Annotated in this window: 20 protein-coding genes and 1 pseudogene; 10 read left to right on the forward strand and 11 right to left on the reverse strand. The window is 68.0% G+C overall.

Annotated features, from left to right (window positions below; all coding sequences use genetic code 11):
- The first annotated feature begins 57 nt into the window (after positions 1-57).
- The 5 genes from BLQ10_RS18775 to BLQ10_RS18795 all read left to right on the forward strand — a co-directional run bounded on the left by BLQ10_RS18775 (position 58) and on the right by BLQ10_RS18795 (position 6962).
- Complete coding sequence (locus tag BLQ10_RS18775; RefSeq protein WP_091564527.1) at positions 58-1146, forward strand: threonine aldolase family protein; 1089 nt, start codon at positions 58-60, stop codon at positions 1144-1146.
- Between the two features lie 72 nt (positions 1147-1218).
- Entirely contained in the window at positions 1219-1866 is a 648-nt protein-coding gene (locus BLQ10_RS18780) for a DUF3000 domain-containing protein (protein WP_091564528.1), read from the forward strand.
- 61 nt (positions 1867-1927) lie between these two features.
- Positions 1928-3286, forward strand: a complete 1359-nt coding sequence (locus tag BLQ10_RS18785) for an HRDC domain-containing protein (RefSeq protein ID WP_091564529.1) — start codon at positions 1928-1930, stop codon at positions 3284-3286.
- Between the two features lie 230 nt (positions 3287-3516).
- Positions 3517-4788, forward strand: coding sequence for a thiolase family protein (locus tag BLQ10_RS18790; RefSeq protein ID WP_091564551.1), 1272 nt, complete (start codon positions 3517-3519; stop codon positions 4786-4788).
- Positions 4785-6962 carry a 3-hydroxyacyl-CoA dehydrogenase NAD-binding domain-containing protein gene (locus BLQ10_RS18795; protein ID WP_091564530.1) on the forward strand — a complete coding sequence of 726 codons (2178 nt, stop codon included), beginning with the start codon at positions 4785-4787 and terminating at the stop codon, positions 6960-6962. The genes BLQ10_RS18790 and BLQ10_RS18795 overlap by 4 nt, the downstream gene beginning before the upstream one ends.
- A gap of 89 nt (positions 6963-7051) precedes the next feature.
- On the opposite strand, the gene BLQ10_RS18800 is transcribed toward BLQ10_RS18795, so the two are convergent.
- Complete coding sequence (locus BLQ10_RS18800) at positions 7052-7705, reverse strand: TetR/AcrR family transcriptional regulator (RefSeq protein ID WP_091564531.1); 654 nt, start codon at positions 7703-7705, stop codon at positions 7052-7054.
- A 62-nt stretch (positions 7706-7767) separates the two neighbouring features.
- Here BLQ10_RS18800 and BLQ10_RS18805 point away from each other — a divergent pair, with 62 nt between their 5' ends.
- The gene (locus BLQ10_RS18805) at positions 7768-9135 is read left to right on the forward strand and encodes a nucleotide disphospho-sugar-binding domain-containing protein (RefSeq protein ID WP_091564532.1); all 1368 of its coding nucleotides are present in this window, start codon (positions 7768-7770) and stop codon (positions 9133-9135) included.
- A gap of 16 nt (positions 9136-9151) precedes the next feature.
- On the opposite strand, the gene BLQ10_RS18810 is transcribed toward BLQ10_RS18805, so the two are convergent.
- The 5 genes from BLQ10_RS18810 to BLQ10_RS18830 form a co-directional block, all read right to left on the reverse strand.
- Positions 9152-10744 carry an ABC transporter ATP-binding protein gene (locus tag BLQ10_RS18810; protein ID WP_091564533.1) on the reverse strand — a complete coding sequence of 531 codons (1593 nt, stop codon included), beginning with the start codon at positions 10742-10744 and terminating at the stop codon, positions 9152-9154.
- Positions 10741-11499 carry an energy-coupling factor transporter transmembrane component T gene (locus BLQ10_RS18815; protein ID WP_091564534.1) on the reverse strand — a complete coding sequence of 253 codons (759 nt, stop codon included), beginning with the start codon at positions 11497-11499 and terminating at the stop codon, positions 10741-10743. The genes BLQ10_RS18810 and BLQ10_RS18815 overlap by 4 nt, the downstream gene beginning before the upstream one ends.
- Before the next feature lie 64 nt (positions 11500-11563).
- Positions 11564-12385: a glycosyl transferase family 9 gene (locus tag BLQ10_RS18820; protein ID WP_091564535.1), complete on the reverse strand. Its 822-nt coding sequence runs from the start codon at positions 12383-12385 to the stop codon at positions 11564-11566.
- Between the two features lie 142 nt (positions 12386-12527).
- The gene (locus BLQ10_RS18825) at positions 12528-13556 is read right to left on the reverse strand and encodes a nucleoside hydrolase (RefSeq protein WP_091564536.1); all 1029 of its coding nucleotides are present in this window, start codon (positions 13554-13556) and stop codon (positions 12528-12530) included.
- 77 nt (positions 13557-13633) lie between these two features.
- Positions 13634-14611, reverse strand: coding sequence for an aldo/keto reductase (locus BLQ10_RS18830; RefSeq protein ID WP_091564537.1), 978 nt, complete (start codon positions 14609-14611; stop codon positions 13634-13636).
- Here BLQ10_RS18830 and BLQ10_RS22485 point away from each other — a divergent pair.
- Positions 14610-14930 (forward strand): hypothetical protein, encoded by a 321-nt coding sequence (locus tag BLQ10_RS22485; RefSeq protein ID WP_175558692.1) that lies wholly within the window; start codon positions 14610-14612, stop codon positions 14928-14930. The genes BLQ10_RS18830 and BLQ10_RS22485 overlap by 2 nt on opposite strands.
- 28 nt (positions 14931-14958) lie before the next feature.
- Here BLQ10_RS22485 and BLQ10_RS18840 read toward each other — a convergent pair whose 3' ends face one another.
- The 5 genes from BLQ10_RS18840 to BLQ10_RS18860 all read right to left on the reverse strand — a co-directional run bounded on the left by BLQ10_RS18840 (position 14959) and on the right by BLQ10_RS18860 (position 24150).
- Positions 14959-15516 (reverse strand): hypothetical protein, encoded by a 558-nt coding sequence (locus BLQ10_RS18840; protein WP_091564539.1) that lies wholly within the window; start codon positions 15514-15516, stop codon positions 14959-14961.
- A gap of 75 nt (positions 15517-15591) precedes the next feature.
- Complete coding sequence (dxs, locus tag BLQ10_RS18845) at positions 15592-17565, reverse strand: 1-deoxy-D-xylulose-5-phosphate synthase (protein ID WP_091564540.1); 1974 nt, start codon at positions 17563-17565, stop codon at positions 15592-15594.
- 192 nt (positions 17566-17757) lie between these two features.
- Positions 17758-20571 (reverse strand): aconitate hydratase, encoded by a 2814-nt coding sequence (locus BLQ10_RS18850; RefSeq protein ID WP_091564541.1) that lies wholly within the window; start codon positions 20569-20571, stop codon positions 17758-17760.
- A 208-nt stretch (positions 20572-20779) separates the two neighbouring features.
- Positions 20780-22177, reverse strand: a complete 1398-nt coding sequence (locus BLQ10_RS18855; protein ID WP_091564542.1) for a class I SAM-dependent RNA methyltransferase — start codon at positions 22175-22177, stop codon at positions 20780-20782.
- Positions 22174-24150, reverse strand: coding sequence for an APC family permease (locus BLQ10_RS18860; protein ID WP_175558693.1), 1977 nt, complete (start codon positions 24148-24150; stop codon positions 22174-22176). The genes BLQ10_RS18855 and BLQ10_RS18860 overlap by 4 nt, the downstream gene beginning before the upstream one ends.
- Before the next feature lie 154 nt (positions 24151-24304).
- Here BLQ10_RS18860 and BLQ10_RS18865 point away from each other — a divergent pair, with 154 nt between their 5' ends.
- From BLQ10_RS18865 to BLQ10_RS18875, 3 genes and pseudogenes are all read left to right on the forward strand, one after another.
- Positions 24305-24976: a potassium channel family protein gene (locus BLQ10_RS18865; RefSeq protein WP_091564544.1), complete on the forward strand. Its 672-nt coding sequence runs from the start codon at positions 24305-24307 to the stop codon at positions 24974-24976.
- Positions 24977-25720 carry a potassium channel family protein gene (locus BLQ10_RS18870; protein WP_091564545.1) on the forward strand — a complete coding sequence of 248 codons (744 nt, stop codon included), beginning with the start codon at positions 24977-24979 and terminating at the stop codon, positions 25718-25720.
- A 159-nt stretch (positions 25721-25879) separates the two neighbouring features.
- Positions 25880-26198, forward strand: a pseudogene (locus tag BLQ10_RS18875) (IS481 family transposase); the annotation flags it as partial.

Genomic DNA, 26198 nt, shown 5'->3' on the forward strand with positions numbered 1-26198 from the left:
TGCCCCGGGCTTAGCCGCCGCGGCCCGACCTCTTAGACTGAAAGCGTGAGCAAAACGATGACCAGCACAGTTGAAACTGTCCCTGCCAGCACTACGGTGCGGCTCCACGATCCTTCCGTCCGCGGTTTCGCCTCGGACAACTATTCCGGCGTGCACCCGGAGGTTCTCGCGGCCTTGGCCGCCGCCAACGAAGGCCACCAGGTCTCTTACGGCGAAGACGACTACACCGCGCGCCTGCAGCAGCTGATGGAAGAGCACTTCGGTGAAGGCATCGAGTGCTTCCCGGTGTTCAACGGCACCGGCGCCAACGTCCTGTCCCTGCAGTCGCTGCTGCCGCGCTGGGGAGCCGTCGTCTGTGCCTCCACGGCGCACATCAACATGGACGAAAACGGCGCACCGGAGCGGATCGGCGGCATCAAGCTGCTGCAGGTCCCGACCAATGACGGCAAGCTCACGCCTGCACTGATCGACCAGGAAGCCTGGGGCTGGGGCGATGAGCACCGCGCCCAGCCGCTGGCCGTATCCATCACCCAGACCACCGAGCTCGGTACCTGCTACACGCCGGACGAGGTCCGGGCCATCGCGGAGCATGTCCACGCGAAGGGCATGAAACTGCACATGGACGGCGCCCGGCTGGCCAACGCCGCCGCGCACCTGGGCGTCCCGCTGCGGGCGTTCACCCGCGACGCCGGCGTGGACATCCTCTCCTTCGGCGGCACGAAGAACGGCCTGCTGTTCGGCGAGGTTGTGGTTGCCCTGAACCCCGAAGCCGCCCACGGCCTGGTCTACCTGCGCAAGATGAACATGCAGCTGGCGTCCAAGATGCGGTTCATGTCCGCCCAGTTCATTGCCCTCCTCGAGGGTGACCTGTGGCTGCGGTCGGCCGCGCACGCCAATGCCATGGCCGCCCGGCTGCGCGCCGGCGTCGAGGGCATCCCCGGCGTCGAACTGAGCCAGAAGACCGAGTCCAACGGCGTGTTCGCCGTCCTGCCTGCCGGTGTCGCGGACCGGCTGCGCAAGTCCTTCCGCTTCTACGACTGGAACGAGGCGGCCCGCGAGGTCCGCTGGATGTGTTCCTTCGACACCACCGAGGAAGACGTTGATTCGTTCATTGCGGCCATCAAGCGCGAGCTCGCCGCCGCCTGAGCCCTGCACGGCTTCCCCTGCCCGGCGGCGAGCCTGCCGGGCAGGGGCCTGGCCGGTGCATAACCTTCCAAGGTGAGCTCCCTCGATCAGGTTCCGGCAGATTTCCTCTTCGCCCTGGGGACCCTTCGGCAGGCACGCTGCCGCAGCGAGCTGCACCTGGACGAAATTCCGGCCCCGTCGCGGCTGGCGCCGTTCGCGGTGGCCCTGGGGGCCGAGGTGATCGGACCGGGCGAGCCCCCCGCCGGCGGGCCGGTCCACGGCCCGGCTGCCGCGGCCTTGGCACGGGCGTCCGGCAGTGACGACATCGAACTGGCCACAGGCCGCTTTATTCTGCTCCACGATCCCGACGGCTCCGCCGTGTGGGACGGGGAGTTCCGGATCGTCACCTACATCCGTGCCCAGCTGGAGCCCGAGATGGGCAACGACGAACTCCTCGGGTCCGTGGCGTGGACGTGGCTGGTCGAGGCGCTGGATAACCATCGGGCGCCGTACCGCTCCGCCGGCGGCACCGCCACCAGGGTGCTCTCGGAGAGCTTTGGAACGTTATCGGACCGGCCCAATTCAATCGACATTGAGCTCCGGGCCTCCTGGACCCCGGCCACCCCGGACATCACCGCGCACCTGGAGGCGTGGTCGGACATGGTCTGCACCTTCGCCGGACTGCCGCCGCTGCCCGAGGGCGTGACGGCCCTTCCCCGGCGCCCCCGCGGACACGCATGAGGCGGCTGTTCGGCCACGGTCACGGCCTTAGCCGCCATGTTGTCGGTAAACTGTAGAGACCATGACCCCTCAGAATCCGGAAATCAGCACGGCCGGCGCCATTCGCAATACGGCCGAGGCCGCTGACACCACAGCCCACATCACAGTGGAAGGCTTCGACAGCCTGGTCCCTGAAGTGATCGACCTCGACGTTCCCCGCGACGGCGTGCCGCTGGTCATTGAAACCCAGTCCGGACTCGAACGCTGCGCCGCAGCCCTCGCAGCCGGCCACGGCCCTGCAGGCGTGGATGCGGAGCGGGCCTCGGGCTTCCGCTACGGCCAGCGCGCCTTCCTGGTCCAGATCCGGCGCGAAGGCTCCGGGACCTGGCTGATCGATCCAGAACCCTTCGGGGACCTGAGCATCATCAATGACGCATTGCGCGGCGTCGAATGGATCCTCCACGCCGCCAGCCAGGACCTGCCCTGCTTGTCCGAACTCGGCATGTGGCCGGACAAGCTCTTCGACACCGAGCTCGCCGCGCGCCTGGCCGGGCTGCCCCGGGTGGGCCTCGCCGCCGTCATCGAACAGCTCCTGGGCTTCGGCCTGGCGAAGGAACACTCCGCCGCCGACTGGTCCACCCGCCCCCTGCCGGAACCCTGGCTGCGCTATGCGGCGCTCGACGTCGAAGTCCTCACCGAACTCCGCGAGGAACTGATCGAACTCCTCGTGGCGGACGAAAAGCTGGAATACGCCGAGCAGGAATTCGCCGCCATCCTCGAGGCCGGACAGGCCCCGCCTCGCGTTGATCCGTGGCGCAAGACGTCCGGACTGCACCAAATCCGCGACCGCCGCCAACTGGCCGCAGTGCGGGAACTGTGGCTGGAACGCGATTCTCTGGCCCAGAAGCGCGACGTCGCCCCCGGCCGGCTGATCCCCGACTCTGCCCTCGTCTCCGCCGCCAAGGCGATGCCCTCCACGGTCCCCCAGCTCCTCGGCACCAAGGGCTTCCACGGCCGCGCCGCCCAGCGCGAGGCACCCCGCTGGCTGCGCTGTATCGGCCTGGCCAGGGCACTTGAGGACCTGCCGCCGCTGCACCTGCCCACCAACGCTCCCCCGCCTCCCCGCGTCTGGGCGGACCGGGACCCGGAGGCGGCCGCCAGGCTGGCCACCGCCCGCCCGAAACTCCAGGCCAGGGCCGAGGAACTGAACCTGCCGGTGGAAAACCTGCTGACTCCCGACTACCTTCGGCGGGTCGCGTGGCGTCCGCCGGCAGAGCTCAGCGAGGAAGGTGTGGCCGAGGAACTGGCGAACCTCGGGGCGCGCCAGTGGCAGATCGAAATTACTGCTCCGCTCATTGCCGAGGCCTTCCTGCACCCCGCGCCGTTGCCCGCGAAGGAGCCCAAGGCCCCCGCCCAGGCGCCATCGGGCTCCACGGTCTAGCAGGACTTTCCGGGGCCGCCCCTCTCCTCCTTGCCAGCTATGTTACTGGCGAGTAACATTATTCATGATGTCGTTCGGATCCCTCCCGCCTGTGGCAAGCCCTGCCACAGGACGGGTTCCGGCAACCATGTCTCAATGAGGAGTAACACGTGAGCCAGCACCCGAGCAGCGGAAAAGCCAGCAGCGGAAAACCCAGCAGCGCGAGCCCCCGCACCGCGGGTCCCCGCGTCATTCGCGAGGTCGTCTTTGTCGACGGCGTCCGCACCCCGTTCGGCCGCGCGGGCGAAAAAGGCATCTACGCCGGCACCCGCGCCGACGACCTCGTGGTCAAGTGCATCCGCGAACTCATGCGCCGCAACCCCTCGCTTCCGGCCGACCGGATCGACGAGGTCGCGATCGCCGCCACCACCCAGACCGGCGACCAGGGCCTGACGATCGGCCGCACCGCCGCCCTGCTGGCCGGACTCCCCCGGTCCGTGCCCGGCTTCGCGATCGACCGCATGTGCGCCGGCGCCATGACCGCCGTAACCACGACGGCGAGCGGCATCGGCTTCGGCGCGTACGACGTCGTGATCGCCGGCGGCGTCGAACACATGGGCAACCACCCGATGGGCGCCGGCACGGACCCCAACCCGCGCTTCATGTCCGAACGGATCGTGGACCCCGCCGCCCTCAACATGGGCAACACGGCCGAGAACCTGCACGACCGCTTCCCGGCCATCACCAAGGACCGTACCGACGCCTATGCCGTCGCCTCGCAGGACAAGCTCGCCACCGCCTACGCCAACGGCCAGATCCAGCCCGACCTCGTGCCCGTCGCCACGATGAAGCCGGGCCGGGGCTGGACCGTCAACACCGTGGACGAACCCCCGCGCCCCGGAACCTCACTCGGGGACCTGGCGGCCCTCAAGACCCCGTTCCGCGCCCACGGCCGGGTCACTGCGGGCAACGCCGCGGGCCTGAACGATGGCGCAACGGCAGCCCTGCTGGCCTCCGCGGATGCCGCCGAGGAACTCGGACTGCCGGTCAGGATGCGCCTGGTCGCCTACGCCTTCGCCGGCGTGGAACCCGAGGTCATGGGCATCGGCCCGGTCCCAGCGACCGAAAAGGCCCTCAAGAACGCCGGACTCGGCATCGGGGACATCGGCCTCTTCGAAATCAACGAGGCCTTCGCCGTCCAGGTCCTCAGCTTCCTGGACCACTTCGGGATCGCCGACGACGACCCCCGCGTCAACCGCTACGGCGGCGCGATCGCCGTCGGGCACCCGCTGGCGTCCTCGGGGGTCAGGCTGATGAACCAGCTGGCCCGGCAGTTCGAGGAGGACCCCTCGGTCCGCTTTGGCATGACCACGATGTGCATCGGCCTGGGAATGGGCGCCACCGTAATCTGGGAGAACCCGCATCACGAGGACTACGGCGCCGAAGCACACGTCACCGAAGCCCACGACACCGAAGCACGCCAGGCAGAGACCACGACCACCCAGACTGGAGCCACAGCATGAGCGCCGCTGATTTCCGCAAGCTTGCCGACCTCTTCCCGAACGAGACGGTCACCCACTCCTATGTCCAGGACATCGAGCTGCCGGCCGTCGACGGCAACAGCCCCGGCACCTTTGCACTGGTCACCCTCTCCAACGGCCTGGACCACTCCAAGCCCACCACGCTCGGACCCAACACCCTGATCGAGCTCGGCACGGTCTTGGAAGGGCTAAAGGAACGCGCCGCCCGCGGCGAGATTGCCGGCGTCGGCGTCACCGGCAAGCCGTACTTCCTGGTGGCCGGCGCCGACCTGTCCACGGTCAAGTCGGTCAGCGGACGCGAGCAGGGCCTGTGGATGGCCCAGCTCGGCCACGACGTCTACTCCACCCTGGCCAGCCTGGGCGTGCCGAGCTTCGCGTTCATCAACGGCCTTGCCCTCGGCGGCGGCCTGGAGATCGCACTGCAGTCCACCTACCGCACGGTCTCCACCGGCGCCGGAGCCCTGGCCCTGCCCGAGGCGTTCATCGGGCTCATCCCGGGCTGGGGCGGGGTCTATATCCTGCCGCGGCTGATCGGGCCGGAGAACGCCCTCAGGGTCATGATCGAAAACCCGCTGACCAACAACCGCACCCTCACCGGGCCGCAGGCCTACGAGCTCGGCATGGCGGACGCGATGTTTGAACCGGCCGACTTTGTGGAACAGTCCCTGGCGTGGGCCGCGAAAGTCATTGCCGGCGCCGTGGCGCCGGAGCGGGCAAACGCCGTGGACCCGTCCGCTCCGGAGGTGGCCGCACGCTGGGCGGCCGCCGTCGCCAAGGGCCGGGCCTTCGTGGAGGCCAAGACCTCCAACGCCTCACCGGCGCCGGCCAAGGTCCTGGACGTCATGGAAGCCAACCGCACCCTGACCCAGGCGCAATCCGCTGAGCTCGAATGCCAGACGCTGGCGGACCTCATGCAGACCGACGAGTTCCGCTCCACCGTCTACGCCTTCCTGGACCTCGTGCAGCGGCGCTCCAAGCGTCCCGCCGGCGCCCCGGACCGCAAGCTCGCCCGTCCGGTGACGAAGATCGGCGTCGTGGGCGCCGGGCTGATGGCGAGCCAGCTGGCCCTGCTCTTCGCCCGCCAGCTCAAGGTTCCGGTTGTGCTGACGGACATTGACCAGGCCCGTGTGGATAAGGGAGTGGGCTACGTCCACGCCGAGGTGGACAAGCTCCTGGCGAAGGGCCGGATCAGCCCCGACGCCGCCAACCGCACCCGCGCGCTCGTCACGGGATCTGTTTCCAAGGAGGCCTTCGCCGACGCCGACTTTGTCATTGAGGCGGTCTTTGAGGAACTCAACGTCAAGAAGCAGGTCTTCAAGGAAGTCGAGGCGATCGTCTCGGCAGAGTGCATCCTCGCGACGAATACGTCCTCGCTGTCCGTGACGGCGATGGCGGAGGACCTGGAGCACCCCGAGCGCCTGGTGGGCTTCCACTTCTTCAACCCAGTGGCCGTGATGCCGCTGCTGGAGATTGTGCGCGCGCCGAAGACCGACGACGCCGTGCTGGCCACCGCGTTCGAGCTCGCCAAGGGGCTCAAAAAGTCTGCTGTGCTGGTCAAGGACGCCCCGGCGTTCGTGGTCAACCGCGTATTGCTCCGCCTCATGGGTGAAGTCACCGCGGCCTTCGACGAGGGCACGCCCGCGGAAGTGGCGGACAACGCGCTGCGGCCGATGGGCCTGCCCATGACTCCCTTTGTGCTCGGTGCCATGGTGGGCCTTCCCGTGGCCCAGCACGTCCAGGAATCGCTGCATGCGGCGTTCGGGGACCGCTTCAGGGTTTCGAGCAACCTGCAGGCGCTGATCGACAACGGCGTGACGTCCATTTGGGCCGTTCAGAACGGGACACCGGTGCCGGGTCCGGACGGCAAGCCGTTCATTCCTTCCGAAACCCTGGCGCTGATGTCCTTCGGCAGCACACCGTCCACCGGCGAGGAGGTGCTGCGCCGGACGCAGGACGCGCTGGCGGAAGAAATTGGGCTCATGCTCGAGGAGGGCGTCGTGGCCGGCCCCGAGGACATCGACCTCTGCATGATCCTTGGCGCGGGCTGGCCGATGTTCCTGGGCGGCATTACCCCGTACCTGGACCGGGTGGGCGCCTCGGAGCGGGTCACTGGGAAGAAATTCCTGGCGCCGGGCGTGGCGTCCGAACCGGCCTAAAGCCGCCTACATCGGTCGCGCCTTGTGGCGCCGCTGCCTGGACTTTGGTCCGGGGGGCGGCGCCGCTTTCGTTGGTGCCAGCACGGAGCTTATTTTCCGGGCGCCAGCGCGGCCTCGAGAAGTGCCCGCTGCAGCCAGGCGAGGTACCGCTGCGGCGTCCAGCCGGCCTGCACCACGAGGTGCTCATATTGGTACGGGGAGGTCAGAAGCCACAGCGTCAAGGCCACCTCTTCCAGCGGAACATCCGACCGCAGCCCGCCGCGCTGCTGCAGCGCTCCGGCGACCTTGCGGAAGTCCGTCCGGATACGCTCCTGCAAGCCGGCATGCGCCGACGCGATCTCCGGGTCGCCTTGCGCCGCGGCCGCCATGGCCTGCCACAGGCGCCCGATCCTGCCGTTGAGTTCCGCAGCGAAGGAGGCCAGACCAAGCAGTCCGGCGCGGGCGTCCTCCTCGGCCAGCACGGCTTGCGCCTCCGGCACTTCGAGGATGGACCGCCCGCCGTCCTCGCCGGCTGACGCCGCCTCCAGGGCAGCCAGCAGCAGCCGCTTCTTGGGCCCGTGGCCCTGGACCGTTTCAACGGAAACACCGGCGTCGGCCGCGATGGCACCCAGCGTCGTTGCCGTGAACCCCTTCGCCGCAAAGCAGCGGCCGGCCGCTTCGAGCACGCGTTGGCGCGTGGCGGAAGCCTGCTCTTCGCGCAATGCGGACCGGTAGCGCCTCGGACGGGAAGTTTCAATTGCCATATTGACTACTGTCCCACAGTAATGAACACTGATGCAACGCACTCACTCAATAAGGAGACACCATGGCATCGGTACTCGTCTGCTCCAGCCCTTTGGTCGGCCACGTCGCGCCGATGCTTGCAGTTGCGGCGGGCCTCGTCGAACACGGACATGACGTCCGCTTCCTCACCGGCAAGCGCTTCGAACGCCAGGTGTCCCGGACCGGCGCCGCGTTCATCCGGCTGCCCCCGGAGGCAGATTTCGATGACACCAGCCTGGACGCCGCCTTCCCAGGCCGCGTCGGCTTGAAGGGGCCAAAGGGGATTCGCTTCGATATCCAGGAGATCTTCATGCGCCCGGGGAAGGCCCAATACCAGGCCATCCTGGCGGCATCCGCGGAACGCCGCGTCGATGCCGTCCTGGCCGAATCATTGTTCATGGGTGCCGCGCTGCTGCTGGCCGGGCCGGCGGCCAACCGTCCGGCGGTCATCAACTGCGGAATCGTTCCGCTCAGCCTCGCCAGCCGCGATACCGCCCCGTACGGGCTGGGCATCGAGCCGATGCCGGGGTTGCCCGGCCGGGCGCGAAATTGGGCCATGCAGGCCTTGACCGAAAAAGTGGTCTTCGGCCCTGTGCAGAAATATGCCAATGCCATCTCCAGGGATGTCACCGGCTCCCCCTTCCCGACCTTCTTCATGGACTGGCCGCGCGCCGCGGACCATATCGCCCAGTTCACCGTTGCGGACTTTGAATACCCGCGCTCCGACCTCCCCGGGACGGTCCACTTTGTGGGCCCGGTGTCCCAGGGCGGGAAGAGCACCACAGACGCGACGGGCAGTACAGGCCGTGCAGGCGAAACGGGCAGTGCAGGCGGGACGCCCGAGGCCGAGCTTCCCGCGTGGTGGGCCGAACTCGACGCCGGCCGCCCCGTTGTCCATGTCACCCAGGGCACCGTTGCCAACAGGGATTTTGATGACCTGGTCCGCCCCACCATCGAAGGGCTGGCGCAGGACGACGTCCTGGTGGTGGTCACCACCGGCGGCCGCCCCGTGGAGGCGCTCTCCGGCCCGCTGCCCGAGAACGTCCGCGTCGGCTCCTACCTGCCCTACGACGAGCTGCTCCCCAGGACCGACGTCCTGGTCACCAACGGCGGATACGGCGGGGTGCAGTTCGCGCTGCGGCACGGCGTGCCCCTAGTCGTGGCTGGTCGGACGGAGGACAAGACCGAAGTATGCGCCCGCGTGGCCTGGTCCGGCACCGGCATCAACCTCCGCACCAACCGGGCCACCCCCGAGACCGTCGCCAAGGCCGTCCGGACCGTCCTGTCCAACAGCTCCTACCGGGAAGCAAGCAGCCGGATCGGCACAGCGATACGCGCCTCCCGCGGCGTAGATGAGCTCGCGGATCTAGTGGAGAGCGTGTGCAGGGATCGCTCGCTCGAACGGGAATAGGCAAACACGGCCGGCGTCAGACCTCGCGCAGCCGGCCGTCGTTGAGTTCCAGGACGCGGTGCGCGTTCATCCGGGCGTAGGCCAGGTCATGGGTGACCATGACGACGGCGGCGCCCCGCGCGGCGGCGCGGACGACGGCGGACCGCAGCGCCTCGAGGCCGTGCCGGTCCAGCCCCACGGTGGGCTCGTCCAGGGCCAACACTGCCGGATCGCGGGCCAGGACCGTGGCCAGGGCGAGCAGACGCTGCCGGGAGGCAGACAATTCGGCCGGGTGGGCCGCCTCGGTACCGGACAGTCCCACCGCGGCCAGCGCCGCCCGGGCCCTGTCCTCGGCTTCGGCTTTCCCGACCAGCTGCCGGAGTCCGAATGCGGCTTCCCGCAGGACGGTCCGTTCGAACAGCTGGTCCCGGGGGTGCTGGAACAACAGGCCCATGGAGGCCGCGACAGTTCCCACCGGCACGCCGGCAATGCTGCGCCCGCAGACCCGCACGTCCCCCTCCGAGGGCCGGAGCAGCCCGTTGAAGTGACGCAGCAGCGTCGACTTGCCGGCGCCGTTGGGCCCGGTCACGGCGATGATCTCGCCCGGGTCCACGGCAAAGTCCACGTCGTGGAGGACCCGGGCCTGCGCGGGGGCGCCTCGGTGCCGCGGGTCCGGGCCGTAGCCGAACCCTACCCCGCGCAATTCCAGCGATGCCGGCCCGGGGCCGGGCGCCGCCACAGGGACCGGACTGAGAATCTCGTCATTGATAGCAGGACCGCGGGCTCCGGCGGCAACACCAGGCCCAAGGACGCCGGGGCCAGATACACCAGGGCCACCAACGCCGGGGCCGCCTACGCCAATCACACCCGCGCGCTCCAACTCGGCCGAGCCCGCCAACTGCGCCGGCGTTCCCGCGGCGGTGACGGTCCCGCCGTCGAGTACTGTCCAGTGCGTGGCTTCGCCGGCGAGGCGGTCCGCCGCCTGGCTCAGCAGGACGACGCCGGTCCCCGTGCCGCGGAGGCTGCGGACCAGGTCCTCAACCTGCGCGGCTCCGGCCGCGTCCAGGGATGCCAGCGGCTCGTCCAGGATGAGTACGTCCGGTTCCGCGATGACGGCGCAGCCCACAGCGAGCCTGCGCAGCTCTCCGCCGGAGAGCGTGGCCGGATCCCGGTCCAGCAGGTCCGAGAGTCCCGTACGCGCGGCGGTGCGCTCCACCGCGCGGAGCATGTCGTCCCGCGGCGTCGCGCGGTTTTCCAAGCCGAAGGCCAGCTCCTCGGCGACTGTGGCGCGTACCGAGGAGAGCATCGCGGCGGCGTCCTGCGGGACGAAGGCCACGCGGCTGGACCATTCGGCGGGATTGATCCGGGGATCGTCGGGAGCGCCGTGGAATTCCAGCAAGGTGCCCTCGAGCTCCAGGCTGCCGCGGAATGCTCCCGCGTAACCGGCACGGAGCCAGCCTGCCATGAGTTTGCCCAGCGTGGACTTTCCGCTCCCGGAGCCGCCCAGGACGGCGGTCAGGGAGCCGGGTGTGACCGAGATCGCCGCACCGCTTAGCACCGGGGTGTTCTCGCCGTGGAACGTGAACGCCTCGATCCGGATCTGCAGCGCCGTCCGGGTGGTCGCCGTCATGACGGCGCTCCGGCAGGCCAGGAGGCCACAATCCGCCCGGCGACGGCGGCCGCCGCGAGCACCAGGGCTACAGCCCGGAAGCGCCGCTGGGCGGGCGGGTCGGCGACTTCGCGGTAACTGGTGCGGGGTCCCGGACTGCCGAAGCCGCGGGCGTCGAGCGCCTGGGCGCGGCTGCCGGCGTCGTCGATCAGGGCCAGGACCAGCGGCACCATCTGCAGGCGGAGGGTGCCGAGGCGGGACAGCAGGCCCCGCCCGACCACCATCCCGCGCGTTTCCTGGGCCCGCCGGATCTGGTCCAAGCGGACCGCGACGGCGGGCAGGAGGGTGAGCGTGGAGGCCAGGACGAAGCCGAACTGCGGCGGGATCCTGCTCCCGGCGAGGGCGGAGACGAGGTCGGGAACGCTCACGGTGAAGGAAAAGAGCAGGAAAACCAGGACGCAGGCGGTTGTCCGCGTTCCGAGCTCCAGCGCGAAGCCCAGGCCCTCGGCCGTGACCCTGGCCGGCCCCCACTGGGCCAGCACGGTCTGGCCTTCGGGGAAGAACAGGCCGTGCAGCACCAGCAGGGACAGGCACAGGGGCGTCAGGATCACCGCTGCGGCAGGCAGGACGCGCCCCGCAACTCCACGGCGCACCGCGAGGAACACTGCGGCGAGGGCCGCGGCGACAGACAGCGGCCAGTACGCAGCCGCCGTCGTGACGACGGCAGCACTGGCGGCGGCGGTCAGCGCGGTGAAGGGGTGGAGACGCGAGGTCATAAGCACGGTGTCATTAACGCGGTGTCAGTGTGTCACTGTCACACGGTCGCAGCGGTCACAGGGGTCAGGCGTCCGGCGCTGCCGGGGCCTTGCCGGCGAGCACCCGGTAGCGCCGCACGAAGGGGAACTGGAAGGTAGTGCGGCGGGGCAGGGCGTAGGCGAGCAGCGCTGCGATCGTGAAGACGATCGCCTTGTCCATGGGATCGGAAATCAGTGCCTGCTTGGTGATGGCGGCAAGGAGGGTGTCCCCCATGGCCCGGAAGGCGCCGACGATCGCCCCGGTGCCCAGGCCTGAGGTGCCGCCAAAGACGAACGCGGCGATCGGGGCGGAGACGACGCCGGCCAGGATGCCGGTGAAGAATCCTGCGACGGGGGCGAAGTAGAAGCGGCGGAACAGGCCGCCGCGGGCGGCCATGCCGGCGAGGAAGCCGATGAGGGCAGCACCGGCGGCGAAGGGCAGGACGGTCGGGTTGAAGAAGGACCAGACGATGCTGCTGAGCGCGCCCGTGGCGGCGCCGGCGGCCGGCCCGGCGAGAACGGCGATCAGGACGGTGCCAATCGCGTCGATGTAGAACGGCAGGCCCGTGCTGCCCATCAGCTGTCCGAGGACCACGTTCAGGACCAGCGCCACGGGGATGAGGACCACGGTGGAAGTGGGGAGAACGGGCAGGACTGCCACAATCAGCAGTACCGCGCCGAGCAGGAAACCGCCGAGGGCTACGAGGGCCGAGAAACTGGCCGGGCCGTTGGCAATGTCCGCGGGCTGGGTCAGCACCAGGAAGATGTACGTGGCGGCAATGGCGGCGGCGCCCGCGATTTCGAGCAGGCGGCGCCTGCGGGCGGCCGCCTGTCCAGGGGCAGTGACGGTGAGGGCTGGCTGTGACATGGGGTGTTCCTTTGGCTGGGTGCAACAAGTTCCGCCTCATGTCACCTCGGCGCAGCTACCATCCTAGCGATCGGCGACCATTCTAGCGATCTGCGGACCCGCGCGGGAACTCCCTCCGTTGACTCAGCAAAGAAGTCCGGCGTCAGGGCGTCGAGGACCGGGGGCCCACCGCGCGGGCGAGGGCGCCGACCGAGGAAATCAGTTCGTCGAAACACTGCCCGGGGTTGTTGTCGGAGACAATTCTCGCGTTCGGCGGCAGCCCCCACAGCCCGCGGAAGTCGGCCACCGTGGTACCGATCAGCAGCGGGGAGTCCGTTTCGACGTCGACCGTGGCCAGCCGGGTGGCGAACGGAGTGCGTCCCGCGGCAGCGCAGGCCGCGAAGGCATCGTGCACGTGCGCCACATAGCCCTGGTCGTAGAGCCGGTGAAATTCCATATAGAAGCGCAGGGCGTCGGACAGGCAGGCGACGAGGGGGCTGCCGGACACGCTGCGCTGGCCTTCGGGCTGCTCCGGGAGGACGAGTTCAGGCTCCGGCGCGCCCGCGGCCTCGCCGAGGCGGCGCAGGTGCTCCGGGCGCATCTCGATCCGCTCGGTCATTTCCAGGGCGCACAGGATCGGCAGTTTGTCCTCGGGCATCCCCCGGTAGGCGGCAAACACTTCCTTGGCGGCATGCGGGTCCACCGAGGTGTTCCATTCGGCCGTCGGGGTCGTGTTGCCCTGGTAGTAGAAGCTGCCGCCCATGATGACGAGTCCCTTGAGCAGCCGGGGCAGCTCCGGCTCGCGGCGCAGGGCGAGGGCGAAATTGGTCAGCGGTCCGGTGATCAGCCCGGTGATCTCCCCCGGGTGCGCCCGTACCTCCTCCACCCAGACGTCGACGGCGTGCCGCGCCGAGATCTGCCGGTGGGGCGGCGGCAGCTCGGCGTAGCCGATCCCCTGCGGCCCGTGGGTCTCCTCGGTGGTGACCAGCGGGATCTCCAACGGGACCTCGGCACCAATGGCCACCTCGATGTCCTCGCGGCCGCACAGCTCCACCAGGGCCAGGCTGTTCAGCGCCACCTGCCGGGCCCCGACGTTCCCGGCGGTGCACGTGATGGCCTGAAGGTGGACCTCGGGCCGGGACAGCAGGTAGACCAGGGCCAGGGCGTCGTCGATCCCGGTGTCGACGTCCATCAGGATCGACTGGCTGAGTGCAGCGCCCGCCTCGGGGGTGCCCTCGTTCAGGGCCGGATCGTCTACGGCCGGATCGTTTAGAACAGTGCCACCTTGGGCATACGCGGGAAGAGGTCATCCAGCTCGGCGAGGTCGGCATGGCTGGGGATCCAGGCGACGGCGGCGGCGTTCTGCCGCACCTGCTCCGGCGTGGTGGCGCCGGCGATGACGCTGCTGACGGACGGCTGGGCGGCAAGCCAGGAAAACGCCACCTGGACTTCGTTGAGCCCGCGTGCGGCGGCGAACTTAGCGAAGGCACCCAACTGTTCCCAATCGGCGTCGTGGACCAGGTTGGTGCGGGTGTGGCTGAGTCGGGATCCTTCAGGGGCCTGGCCGGCCGAGTATTTGCCGGTGAGGAGTCCGTTGGCGAGCGGGAAGTACGGCAGGACGCCCAGGCCGTAGGCCTCGGCCGCGGGAGTCACCTCGAGCTCGGCACGTCGGTCCAGCAGGTTGTAGTGGTTCTGGCTGGAGATGAAGCGGGCCCCACCGCGGGCGCGGGCCACGTACTCGGCCTCGGCGATCTGCCAGCCGGCCCGGTTGGAGTGGCCGATGTAGCGGACCTTGCCGCTGGTGACGAGGTCGTCGAGGGCCGACAGCGTCTCATCGATGGGCGTGAGCGGGTCCGGGGTGTGGAACTGGTAGAGGTCGATCCAGTCGGTGCCGAGCCGGCGCAGCGAGGCTTCCGCCGCCTTGATGATGTAGCGGCGGGATCCGCGCGCGCCGAAGTCCTCACCGTTGGCGCCGCGCATGTCCATGCCGAACTTCGTGCCGATGACCGCGTCGTCCCGGCGGGCGCCAAGGGCCCTGCCGAGCATCGTCTCGCTGAGGCCCGGTTCCCGGCCGTAGGTGTCCGCGACGTCAAAGAACGTGATCCCGGCGTCGAGGGCCGCGTGGACGACGGCGTCGGTGCCTTCCTGCGATTCAGTTACGGTCCCGGAGCGGCCCAGGTTGTTGCACCCAAGTCCCACAACCGAGACGGACAGTCCGGAATTTCCTACGCGGCGGTATTCAGTCATGGATTTAGCCTATATCGCCCTGGCGGGCGTCCCGTCCAAGCCTGCCACCGCGGCACTACAGCTAACCTGCCGGCAGCTCGAGCCCGTGCTCGTCCATGGCGTCCTGGAGCTGCGCGAGGGTGCGCGGGCAGACGCCCGGCATCCCGGCAAGCCGGCGCCGGCCAAGCTGCACGAGGTGTTCGAGGGTTTCGACCCCCGCGTGTGCAAGCGACTTGCGCGCGGGCGCCGCCAGTCCTGCGGGGAGTGGAGTGCTGCCTGGTCGAGCGGATTTTCGCGTCACTGCGTTGCCTTCCAGTCGGTTGCCCCCAAACTGATGTGAGCCGTGCCCGGCTCCTTACCGGTGTTGCCTAGAGCGTGAAGCTGTGGGCCGGTTTCGGCGAATGCTTGAGCTTAAAAGTCTCCTCGCCAAACGGCGCGGCGCCAATGCTCAGCTTGGTAAAGTCCAGGTCCTCGCCGCGGATGCAGACTTTGATGGCGCTGACCGTCTTGTTGACGTCCGGGGTGAGGCAGAAGATATTGAGCCTGGAGTCGGAAAACTCGCTGCGGTCCACAATCCCCAGGCCACGCCAGGCAAGGTGGCTGATCAGGGCGTCCTTGGCTTTTTCCTCAAGGTACCGGTCCCGGCTGGTCCCGTCTTTGGTCTTCAGGGCGTACTGGGCCACCACCCAGAACTGTTCCTCCTCGGGGATTTCGGCGTACCCGTCCTCGGCGCACTGCACCGCGAAGGCGTCCATGAGGCGTTCCGCGGCTTCGGCGTCTGCGACGTCGGTCTCGTCCGTCGTGCTCTGGTGTCCGACGACGCCGTGGTTCATCACGAACTGGCTGTAGTCCTCATCAAACCAGGCTTCCCTAAACTGCAGGGTGCCCTCTTCGTCGCGCTTGTAAACCCTGATAATTCCACTCATATGCCAGTTCCTTCCTGGGCCGTCCGGCGTCCAATGGGGCGGCGCAGGACGGGTAGTGCTCAACAGATGTGCTGGCTACAGCAGCGGCAGGCTGCCGGTGCTGGGGTGTTCCTGGCCGGGCAAGGGGCGCGCAAACGGCACCTTGGTGCCCAGGACCTGGGCGACGACGTCGTGCGTGATCTGCTGTGCGGTCAGCCCGACGCGTTCGAGCACCTGGTTGCGGGTGCCGTGGTCGAGGAACTCCACCGGGAGGCCGACCTCGTTGAGGGCGGTGTCCACGCCGGCGGCCCGCATTTCCTGGCGGATCCGGGAGCCGACGCCGCCGGCCCGCACACCGTCCTCGATGCAGATGACCAGGCGGTGGCGCGCGGCGAGATCGATGATGGACCGCCGGACCGGGAGGACCCAGCGGGGATCCACCACCGTGGAACTGATGCCCTGGGCACCGAGCCGGTTGGAGACGTCCAGCGCGAGTTCAGACATGGCGCCCACGCTGACGATCAGGACGTCGTTCTCGCTGGAGCCAGCGGGTCGGCGCGCCAGCACGTCCACGCCGTCGTCCAGGCGTTCGAGCGCCTCGACTTCGGCACCGACGCTGCCCTTGGAATAGCGGATCACGCTGGGGGCGTCTTCGATGGCCACGGCCTCGCGCAGTTCTTCCCGCAGCCGGGAGGCGTCGCGCGGTGCCGCGAGGTGCAGCCCCGGGACGATCTGGACCATGGCCATGTCCCACATACCGTGGTGGCTCGCGCCGTCTGGTCCGGTGACGCCGGCCCGGTCCAGCACGATCGTGACGCCGGCTTTGTGCAGGGCCACATCCATCAGCAACTGGTCGAAGGCACGGTTCAGGAATGTCGCGTAGACCGCGACCACCGGGTGCAGTCCCCCGAACGCCATGCCGGCAGCCGAGGTGAGGGCGTGCTGCTCGGCGATGCCGACGTCGAACACGCGTTCCGGGTGCCGGGCGGCGAACTTGTGCAGCCCGACCGGAATCAGCATGGCCCCGGTGATGCCGACGATGTCCGAGCGCTCGTCGGCGATGTCGGCGATCTCGTCGGCGAACACGGCGGTCCAGGATTTGGCGCCGCCGGCCTCGGTGGGTGCGCCGGTCTCCGGATCGATGATCCCCACGGCGTGGAACTGGTCCGCTTCATGGGCGCGTGCCGGGGCGTAGCCGTGACCCTTTTCCGTCATGGCGTGCACGATCACGGGGCCGGCGTAGTTCCTGGCCGTGGACAGTGCGTTTTCCATGGCCTGGAGGTCATGGCCGTCGACGGGACCGATGTACTTCATGCCGAGGTCCTCGAACATGCCCTGCGGGGCCCACCAGTCCTTGACGCCCTTCTTCATGGCATGGAGGCTCTTGTACGTGAACTGGCCCGCGGGGCCGCCGTTCTGCAGTTTGCGCTTCCACCACTCGAGCGTGCCTTCGTACGAGGGGGCGGCGCGGAGGGAATCGATCGTGGGACGCAGGGAGGCGAGGTAGTCGGCGAACCCGCCCACTGTCGCGGCGTAGGAGCGGCCGTTGTCGTTGACCACAATCACGACGCGGCGTTTTTTGTCCGCCGCGATGTTGTTGATGGCCTCCCAGGCCATGCCGCCGGTCAGGGCGCCGTCGCCCACCACGGCGACGACGAAGCGGTCGCCGTCGCCGGTCAGCTGCCGGGCGCGTGAGATGCCGTCCGCCCAGGACAGCGACGAGGACGCGTGCGAGCTTTCGACGATGTCGTGCTCGGATTCGCCGCGGTCGGGGTAGCCGGACAGGCCGCCCTGCTGGCGGAGCGTGCTGAAATCCTGCCGTCCGGTGAGGAGCTTGTGCACGTAGGACTGGTGCCCTGTGTCGAAGACAATGCTGTCGCGGGGGGAATCGAAGATCCGGTGCACCGCGATGGTGAGCTCGACGACGCCGAGGTTAGGGCCCAGGTGCCCTCCCGTCTGGGAGACGTTGCCGATCAGGAAATCCCTGACCTCGGCTGCCAGCTGATCCAGCTGCGCCCCGGACAACTTACTCAGGTCCTGCGGATTCCGGATGGCGTCCAAGATTCCCAACGGCCCCTCCTTCGGGTGGTAGACATGCCTTTTAACTCTAACGCCTCCGGGCGGGCCGCCGCGCCGGAGCCCAGCACCGGTCCCCCGCCCCCGTCCCGGAACCTGTCCAGACGCGAGAATGCAAAGGCCCCGTCCGGTCAGTGACCGGCCGGGGCCGTTGCATGCGTTGCCGGACCTTGCCAGCGGCTCCGCCTAGTGCGCGGAGATCTGGCGCAGGACGTACTGCAGGATACCGCCGTTGCGGTAGTAGTCCGCCTCGCCCGGGGTATCGATGCGCAGCACGGCGTCGAAGGACGTGACGGTGCCGTCTTCGGCCGTGGCTGTGACCTTGAGGGTCTTCGGCGTGGTGCCTTCGTTCAGGGCGGTGACGCCCTCAACTGCGTAGGTTTCCGTGCCGGTCAGGCCCAGGCTGGCAGCGTTCTGGCCGGCCGGGTACTGCAGCGGCAGGACACCCATGCCGATCAGGTTGGAGCGGTGGATACGCTCGTAGCTCTCGGCCACGACAGCCTTGACGCCCAGGAGCGCCGTGCCCTTGGCTGCCCAGTCACGGGACGAACCGGAGCCGTACTCCTTGCCCGCCAGGACCACCAGCGGGGTGCCGGCGGCCTGGTAGTTCTGCGCGGCGTCGTAGACGTAGGCCTGCGGGCCGTCAGCCTGGCTGAAGTCGCGGGTGAAGCCGCCCTCCACGCCGTCCAGGAGCTGGTTCTTGATGCGGATGTTCGCGAACGTGCCGCGGATCATGACCTCGTGGTTGCCACGGCGTGAGCCGTAGGAGTTGAAGTCCTTGCGCTCCACACCGTTGGCCAGCAGGTACTGGCCGGCGGGGGTGTCCGACTTGAAGGAACCGGCCGGGGAGATGTGGTCCGTGGTGACGGAATCGCCGAGCTTGAGCAGCACGCGCGCACCGGTGATGTCCTGGACCGGCTCCGGCTGGGCCTTCATGCCCTCGAAGTACGGGGGCTTACGGACGTACGTGGACTTCTCGTCCCAGGCGAAGGTGTCGCCGGCCGGGGTGTCGAGCGCCTTCCAGCGATCGTCGCCCTCAAAGACGCCTTCGTAGCCGCGGGCGAACATTTCCTTGTCAATCGAGGAATCGATGACCTGCTGGACCTCGACCGGGTTCGGCCAGATGTCCTTCAGGAAGACGTCGTTGCCGGCCTCGTCCTGGCCCAGGGCGTCGTTGTCGAAGTCGAAGTCCATGGAGCCGGCCAGGGCGTAGGCGATGACCAGCGGCGGGGAGGCCAGGTAGTTCATCTTCACGTCCGGGTTGATCCGGCCTTCGAAGTTGCGGTTACCCGACAGCACGGCGGTGACGGAGAGATCGTTGGCCTGGATGGCCTCGGAGATCTCGGCGTCGAGCGGACCGGAGTTGCCGATGCAGGTGGCGCAGCCGTAGCCCACGATGTAGAAGCCGAGCTTCTCCAGGTACGGGGTCAGGCCCGACTTGTTGTAGTAGTCGGTGACTACCTTGGAGCCGGGAGCCACCGAGGTCTTGACCCACGGCTTGGACGTCAGGCCCTTGTCGACGGCGTTGCGGGCCAGCAGGGCGGCGGCCAGCATCACGGAGGGGTTGGACGTGTTGGTGCAGGAGGTGATCGAGGCGATCGAGACTGCGCCGTGGTCCAGCTCGAACTCGCGTCCGTCCGCGGTCTTGACGCTGACCGTGTTGGACGGGCGGCCGTTGGACTTCGGGCCATGTGCGTGCGGGGCCACATCACTCAGGTGCGAGGCTGAGGCGGTGAACGAGGGCGAGTCCGAAGCCGGGAAGCTTTCGTCGATCGCTTCGTCCAGGCTTCCGTCGGCCAGGTCTTCCTTCACGTAGTTGCGCAGGTCCTCGCGGAACTGGGCCTTGGACTCGGTGAGGATGATGCGGTCCTGCGGGCGCTTCGGGCCGGAGATCGACGGAACAACCGTGGACAGGTCCAGCTCGAGGTACTCAGAGAACTTGATCTCGCGGGAGGGATCGTGCCAGAGGCCCTGTTCCTTCGCGTAGGACTCCACGAGGGCGACGTTCTCGTCGGACCGGCCGGTGAGGCGCAGGTAGTCGAGGGTGACGTCGTCGATCGGGAACATGGCGGCAGTGGAGCCGAACTCCGGGCTCATGTTGCCGATCGTTGCACGGTTGGCCAGCGGCACAGCCGCGACGCCTTCACCGTAGAACTCGACAAACTTGCCGACCACACCGTGCTTGCGCAGCTGCTCGGTGATGGTCAGGACGACGTCGGTGGCCGTGGCGCCGGCGGGGATGGAGCCGGTGAGCTTGAAGCCCACGACGCGCGGGATCAGCATGGAGACAGGCTGGCCCAGCATGGCAGCCTCGGCCTCGATGCCGCCAACGCCCCAGCCCAGTACGCCCAGGCCGTTGACCATGGTGGTGTGCGAGTCGGTGCCGACGCAGGTGTCCGGGTAAGCCCGGACCACGCCGTCAACCTCGCGGGTCATGACGGTGCGGGCCAGGTACTCAATGTTGACCTGGTGCACGATGCCGGTGCCCGGCGGGACGACCTTGAAGTCATCGAATGCCGTCTGGCCCCAGCGCAGGAACTGGTAACGCTCACCATTGCGCTGGTATTCGATCTCCATGTTGCGCTCCAGTGCGCCGGAGTTGCCGAAGGCATCAATCTGGACCGAGTGGTCAATGACCATTTCCGCCGGCGCCAGCGGGTTGACCCGCTTCGGGTCTCCGCCGAGCTCCTTGACGGCCTCACGCATGGTGGCGAGGTCAACGACGCAGGGCACACCGGTGAAGTCCTGCATGATCACGCGCGCCGGCGTGAACTGGATCTCGGTGTCGGGCTCGGCGCTGGGATCCCAGCCTGCCAGCGCACGGACGTGGTCGGCCGTGATGTTGGCACCGTCCTCGGTCCTCAACAGGTTTTCAAGCAATACCTTGAGGCTGAACGGAAGGTTTTCTGCACCTTCGACGGAGTTCAACCGGAAAATTTCGTATTCGGTTCCGGCAACATCAAGTTTGCCTTTTGAACCGAAGCTGTCCACAATGCTCATTCGCAGGACTCCTCTCGCAACAGTTTCATCTTTGTCGCGCCGCAGGACCCTTGCTAGTTAGGTCGGCCTAACTAATACAGGCATCAGTACATCGTGGTACGCAATGCAGGTAAGAAACGCAGGGAACGGCCGCTTCATCAACCGCCGCGTATTTAACGGCGATGGTGATGGAGCGCGACGACGGACTACTACGCCCATCCTAGTGGCATCACGGTTGGGGAGTCAGTAACGCCACAGTCTCCATGTGATGGGTGTGCGGGTACAGGTCGAAGGCACGCAGCCCTGCCATCCCCCAGCCGCCCTGCCGGAAGTAGCCGAGGTCGCGGGCGAACGACGCCGGATCGCAGGAGACATAGGCGACGGCCCGGGGACCGGCGTCGATCAGCTGCTTGACTACCGCTTTGCCCGCGCCGGCCCGCGGCGGGTCCAGGATCAGGGCGTCGAAGTTGCGCGGTTTCTGCCGCAACACCCGTTCCACGCGGCCTTGGACGATCTCCACCTGGGCGGCGTCGTGCAGGTTCTTGCGTGCGTCACGGCTGGTTCCGGGCGCCCCCTCGACCGAGAGCACGGATCCGGTCACGCCCACGGCATCGGCCAGCGGTGCGGTGAACAGCCCGGCGCCGGCGTACAAATCCGCTACCACCGAGCCCGGTTCAATGAAGCCGCCGTCGTGCAGGAAGCCGGTCACGGCCCCGACGAGCGTGTCCGGGCCATCCCGGTGGATCTGCCAGAAGCCGTCGCCGGTAACCCGGTAGTCGTGGCCCGCCGCAGACTCCTGGACATAGGTACGGCCGCGCAACTGCAGCACCTCGCCGGTGGCCGGGTCCAGGCTGGCCACCGAGACGTCGTCCGGCAGCTGGGCCAGGATGCCGCTGAGCCGCTTGGACCGGGTTCCCGGGGCGGGCACCAGCAGTACCAGCGGCCGGGAGCCGTTCGCCGGGGCGGCGACCTCGACGCGGTCGATGCCCTGCAGGTCGATGTCCCAGAGCCGGAGCGCGTTGATGCCCGCCACGGCCAGCGGCATTTCGCGCACGGGCAGGATGGCATCGGAGCGGTGGGCGTGCATGCCGAGCTTGCCGGCCGGCGTCACGGCAAAACCGGCGCGCGTCCGCCAGCCCAGGCCGGGCACGCCAGCGCCAACAGCGCCGTCAGTTGCGTCGGCAGACGCGCCGTCGACTGCCGGCATGCCGACGGCTTCGACTGTGATCTGCCCTGCGGGCGTAAGTTCGACGCCGGCCAGCCGCTTGAGCTGTTCGGCCAGGACGTCGGCCTTGAGGCTGCGCTGGCGGGCCAGCGAAATGTGGCCGAGTTCGGCTCCGCCGACGGGTGGATGCCGGTGCGACCAGGAGCGCGCGGAATCGGCGATGTCCCAGAAGTGGGGCACGCGGTCCGGTGAGGGCTCCAGGACCTCCACCACATCGGCGCGCCAGAATTTGGCGGCGGGACCGTCGTCGGTGAGCCTGACCCGGACCTTCTCGCCGGGAATGCCGTGCCGTACGAACACGACGCGTCCCTCGTGCCGGGCCACGCAGTGCCCGCCGTGGGCGACGGGTCCGACGTCGACGACGAGATCGGTGTGGGTGTGCGTCCGGGTGTCGGGGGTCATTGGATATCCTGCAGTTTCTGGGCTTCTTCGGATGATTTCAGCTGCCACGGCACACTGGCCACCATGACGCCGGGCTCGAAGTGCAGCCGCGTCTTGATGCGCAGCGCGGTCTGGTTGTGGACCAGCTGCTCCCACCATTTGCCCACGACGTACTCCGGGATGTAGACCACGATCAGGTCGCGCGGTGAATCCCGGCGCATGTTCTTGATGTAATCCATGATCGGTGTCACGGTTTCGCGGAACGGACTGGCAAGCACGGTCAGTGGTACTGGAATTTCGAGTTTTTCCCAGTCCGCGACAGTCGCCTCGGTCTCCTCCGAGCTGATATCCACGGTAATGGCGTCCAGCCGCGACGGCCGGGAGGCCCGGGCGTAGGCCAGGGCGCGCAGGACCGGTTTGCGCACGTGGGAGACGAGCAGCACGGCGTGCACCCGGGTGGGCAGCGCGCGCGGCGAGGAGTCCTCGTCGACGGCGAGTTCCTTGGCCACGTTGTCATAGTGCGCCCGGATGCTCCACATGATCAGGAACAGGACGAACATGGCCAGCAGCGCGATCCAGGCGCCCTGCGAGAACTTGGTGATCAGGACGATCACCAGAACCAGGGCGGTCATGCAGAAGCCCACGGTGTTGATGGTCCGGGACTTGATGATGCGCAGCCGCACGGCAGATTCCTTGGACAGTTTCAGTTCCCGGCCCCAGTGCCGGATCATGCCCAGCTGGCTCATCGTGAAGGAGATGAAGACGCCCACGATGTAGAGCTGGATGAGCTTTGTGACATCGGCGTTGAAGGCGATGATCAGGACGAGGGCGCCGGCCGCCAGGGCAAGGACGCCGTTGCTGAAGGCCAGCCGGTCGCCACGGGTGCGCAGCTGGCGCGGCAGGTAGCCGTCCTGCGCCAGGATTGAGCCGAGCACCGGGAAGCCGTTGAACGCCGTGTTGGAGGCGAACACCAGGATGACGCCGGTGGCGGCCACCACGATGTAGAACGGGATGGAGCCCGCGCCGAAGACGGTCTGCGCGATCTGGCTGATGGCCGGGTTCTGGATGTATCCCTCTTCCAGCGGCTTGCCGTTCAGGAGGAACTCCGTCGCCGGGTCCTGCACGATGTGCACCTTGGTGGCGTTGGCCAGGTAGATGATGCCGGCGAGCATGGCGGAGGCAATCACGCCGAGCAGCAACAGCGTGGTGGCCGCGTTCTTACTCTTGGGCTTCTGGAAGTTGGGCACACCGTTGCTGATGGCCTCGACACCGGTCAGGGCCGCGGCGCCGGAGGAGAAGGCGCGCAGCAGCAGGAACGCGCCGGCCAGTCCGACGAGGCCCTGATCGAATTCCGGTTGCGGCACGATCTCGAAGGCCGCCGAGGGCGCCTGTCCCAGTTGGCCGGTTACGGCTTGGAAGACCCCGACGGCGGTCATGCCGAGGATGGAGGCCATGAAGATGTAAGTCGGGACGGCGAACACGCTGCCGGCCTCCCTGATGCCGCGCAGGTTCACGAGGGCCAGCACCACGACGCCGATCGTGGCAATCGCGGCCTGCCGCCCGTGCAGCGAGGGCACTGCGGTGGTCAGGTACGTCGCGGCCGACGACATGGACACGGCCACGGTCAGCACGTAGTCAACCAGCAGTGCCGAGGCTACGGTGAGGCCTGCAAACTTGCCGAGGTTGACGTTCGCGATCTCGTAGTCGCCGCCGCCGGAGGGGTAGGCGTGGACGTTCTGGCGGTAGGAGGCCACAACGGTCAGGAGCACCACCATGACGGCGAGGCCCACCCACGGCGCGATGGCCACCGCGCTCACGCCGGCCAGGGCCAGGGTCAGGAGGATTTCATCCGGCGCATAGGCCACCGAAGACAGGGCGTCCGAGGCGAAAATGGGCAGCGCGATCCGCTTCGGCAAGAGCGTGTGGGCCAGACGGTCGTTCCGGAAGGGCTTGCCTACCAGCACCCGCTTCACGGCATTGAAAATTGTCAGCACCACACAAAACTAGTCTGATTCGGACGCGATGTCATGACGGCGAAGTTGGCGTCCGCAAGGTCGGCGCCCGGCGCCCCGTGGCCGTGGCCTCCCGGCGCCGCGTGGCCGGTAGAGTTTTACGCAGTATCAGACGCAGAACCAAGAGGAGGCCCATGTGGCGCACTTCGTGATCATGGGTTGTGGCCGTGTCGGGTCAACCCTGGCACACACGCTCGAGGACGCCGGCCATTCGGTGGCCATCATCGACCAGGATGACCGCGCCTTCCGGCGGCTCCGCACCGGGTTTTCCGGACGGAAGGTCACGGGGGTCGGGTTTGACCGCGAGACGATGAAGCGGGCCGGCGTCGAGGAAGCCTATGCCTTCGCCGCCGTTTCCAGCGGCGACAACTCCAACATCCTCGCCACCCGGGTGGCGCGGGAGACCTTCCACGTTCCCCATGTGGTGGCCAGGATCTACGATCCGGGCCGCGCCGAAATCTACCAGCGCCTCGGCATTCCCACGGTCGCCGCAGTCCGCTGGAGCGCGGACCAGGTGCTGCGCCGCATCCTGCCCGAACAGCACATCGCCGGCGACTTCCGGGAGCCCTCGGGCCGGCTGGTCCTCGCCGAGGTTGACCTTAACCCCGACTGGATCGGGCACCCGATCTCATCGATCGAGAAGGCAGCCGGCATCCGGATCGCGTATCTGACCCGGTTCGGCGAGGGCATGCTGCCCGCTGCCGGCACCTCCTACCAGGACGGCGACACCGTCCACGCCATGCTGAATGTGGACCGGAGCTCCGAGATCGGCCATATTCTCGCCAAATCCCCCGCCAAGGAGTCCTGAGTGAAAGTCGTCATCGTCGGTGCCGGAAGCGTCGGTTCCTCGATCGCCCGCGAGCTGTTGGCCCACAAGCACGAAATCCTGCTGATCGACGAGAAGCCGGAGGTCATCGGCCGCAGCGGCCTGCGCGGCGCGCACTGGCTGGTCGGTGATGCCTGCGAGCTGAGCACCCTGCAGGACGCCAAACTCGAGGACGCCGACGTCGTGGTCTCCGCCACCGGTGACGACAAAGTCAACCTCGTGGTCTCGCTGCTGGCCAAGACGGAATTCGGCGTCGGGCGCACCGTCGGCCGGGTCAACAACCCCAAGAACGACTGGATGTTCGACGACTCCTGGGGCGTCGACGTCGCGGTCAACACCCCGCAGCTCATGACCGCCTTGGTGGAGGAAGCGGTGGAGATCGGTGACCTCGTCCGGCTGCTGACGCTCCAGACCGGGGTGTCCTCGCTCGTGGAGTTCACAGTCCCGCACGACTCCCACGTGATCGGCCTGACTGTGGGCGATGTCCAGTGGCCCGAGGACTCCACCCTCGTGGCAATCCTGCGGGACCAGGCACCGATCACGCCGAGCCGCGACGACGTGATCGACGGCGGCGACGAACTGTTCTTTGTCACCACGATCGCCGCCGAGGACGACCTCCGCGCCCTGCTGGCACGCGAATCCCCGCTCGAGGACCAGCACCCGGTGACCTCGGACCAGCACCGCCACGGCACCCCGCCGGCCGGGGACGACGGCTTCGACGGCTAGAGCAGCTCCGCTCCCAATAGTTGCGCTATCAGTTATGGCCGTTCCCAGAGCTGGGAACGGCTGTTGAGTCTCATGACTTAATGGACGTTTCTGTCTCAAGACATCGTGGACAGTGTGTCTCAGGACATCGTGGACACTCGGACCGGTTTTGCTCGGATCATGAGCAAAATGCAGCCCGATATCAAGATCCGGCACTTGGTGGCGACATGGCCTGACGACGCTGAGAGGGGTGCGGTCACACAGTTCTGCCGGCGTCACAGGGTGTCCCGGGCCTGGTTTTACAAGGTCCGGGCCGCGGCTGCCGCCGACGGGCCGATCAAAGCCATGGAAACGGCCTCGACCAGGCCAGCGACCAGCCCGGCTAAGGTCGATACCTCGCTGGCGGAGTTGGCTCTCGCGACCCGGGAATCCCTCAAGAACCTCGGCTATGACCACGGACCGCTGAGCGTCGCCGCAAAACTGCGCCGCCAAGGGGTCC

The sequence above is a fragment of the Arthrobacter sp. ok362 genome (assembly GCF_900102785.1).
Lineage (GTDB): Bacteria > Actinomycetota > Actinomycetes > Actinomycetales > Micrococcaceae > Arthrobacter.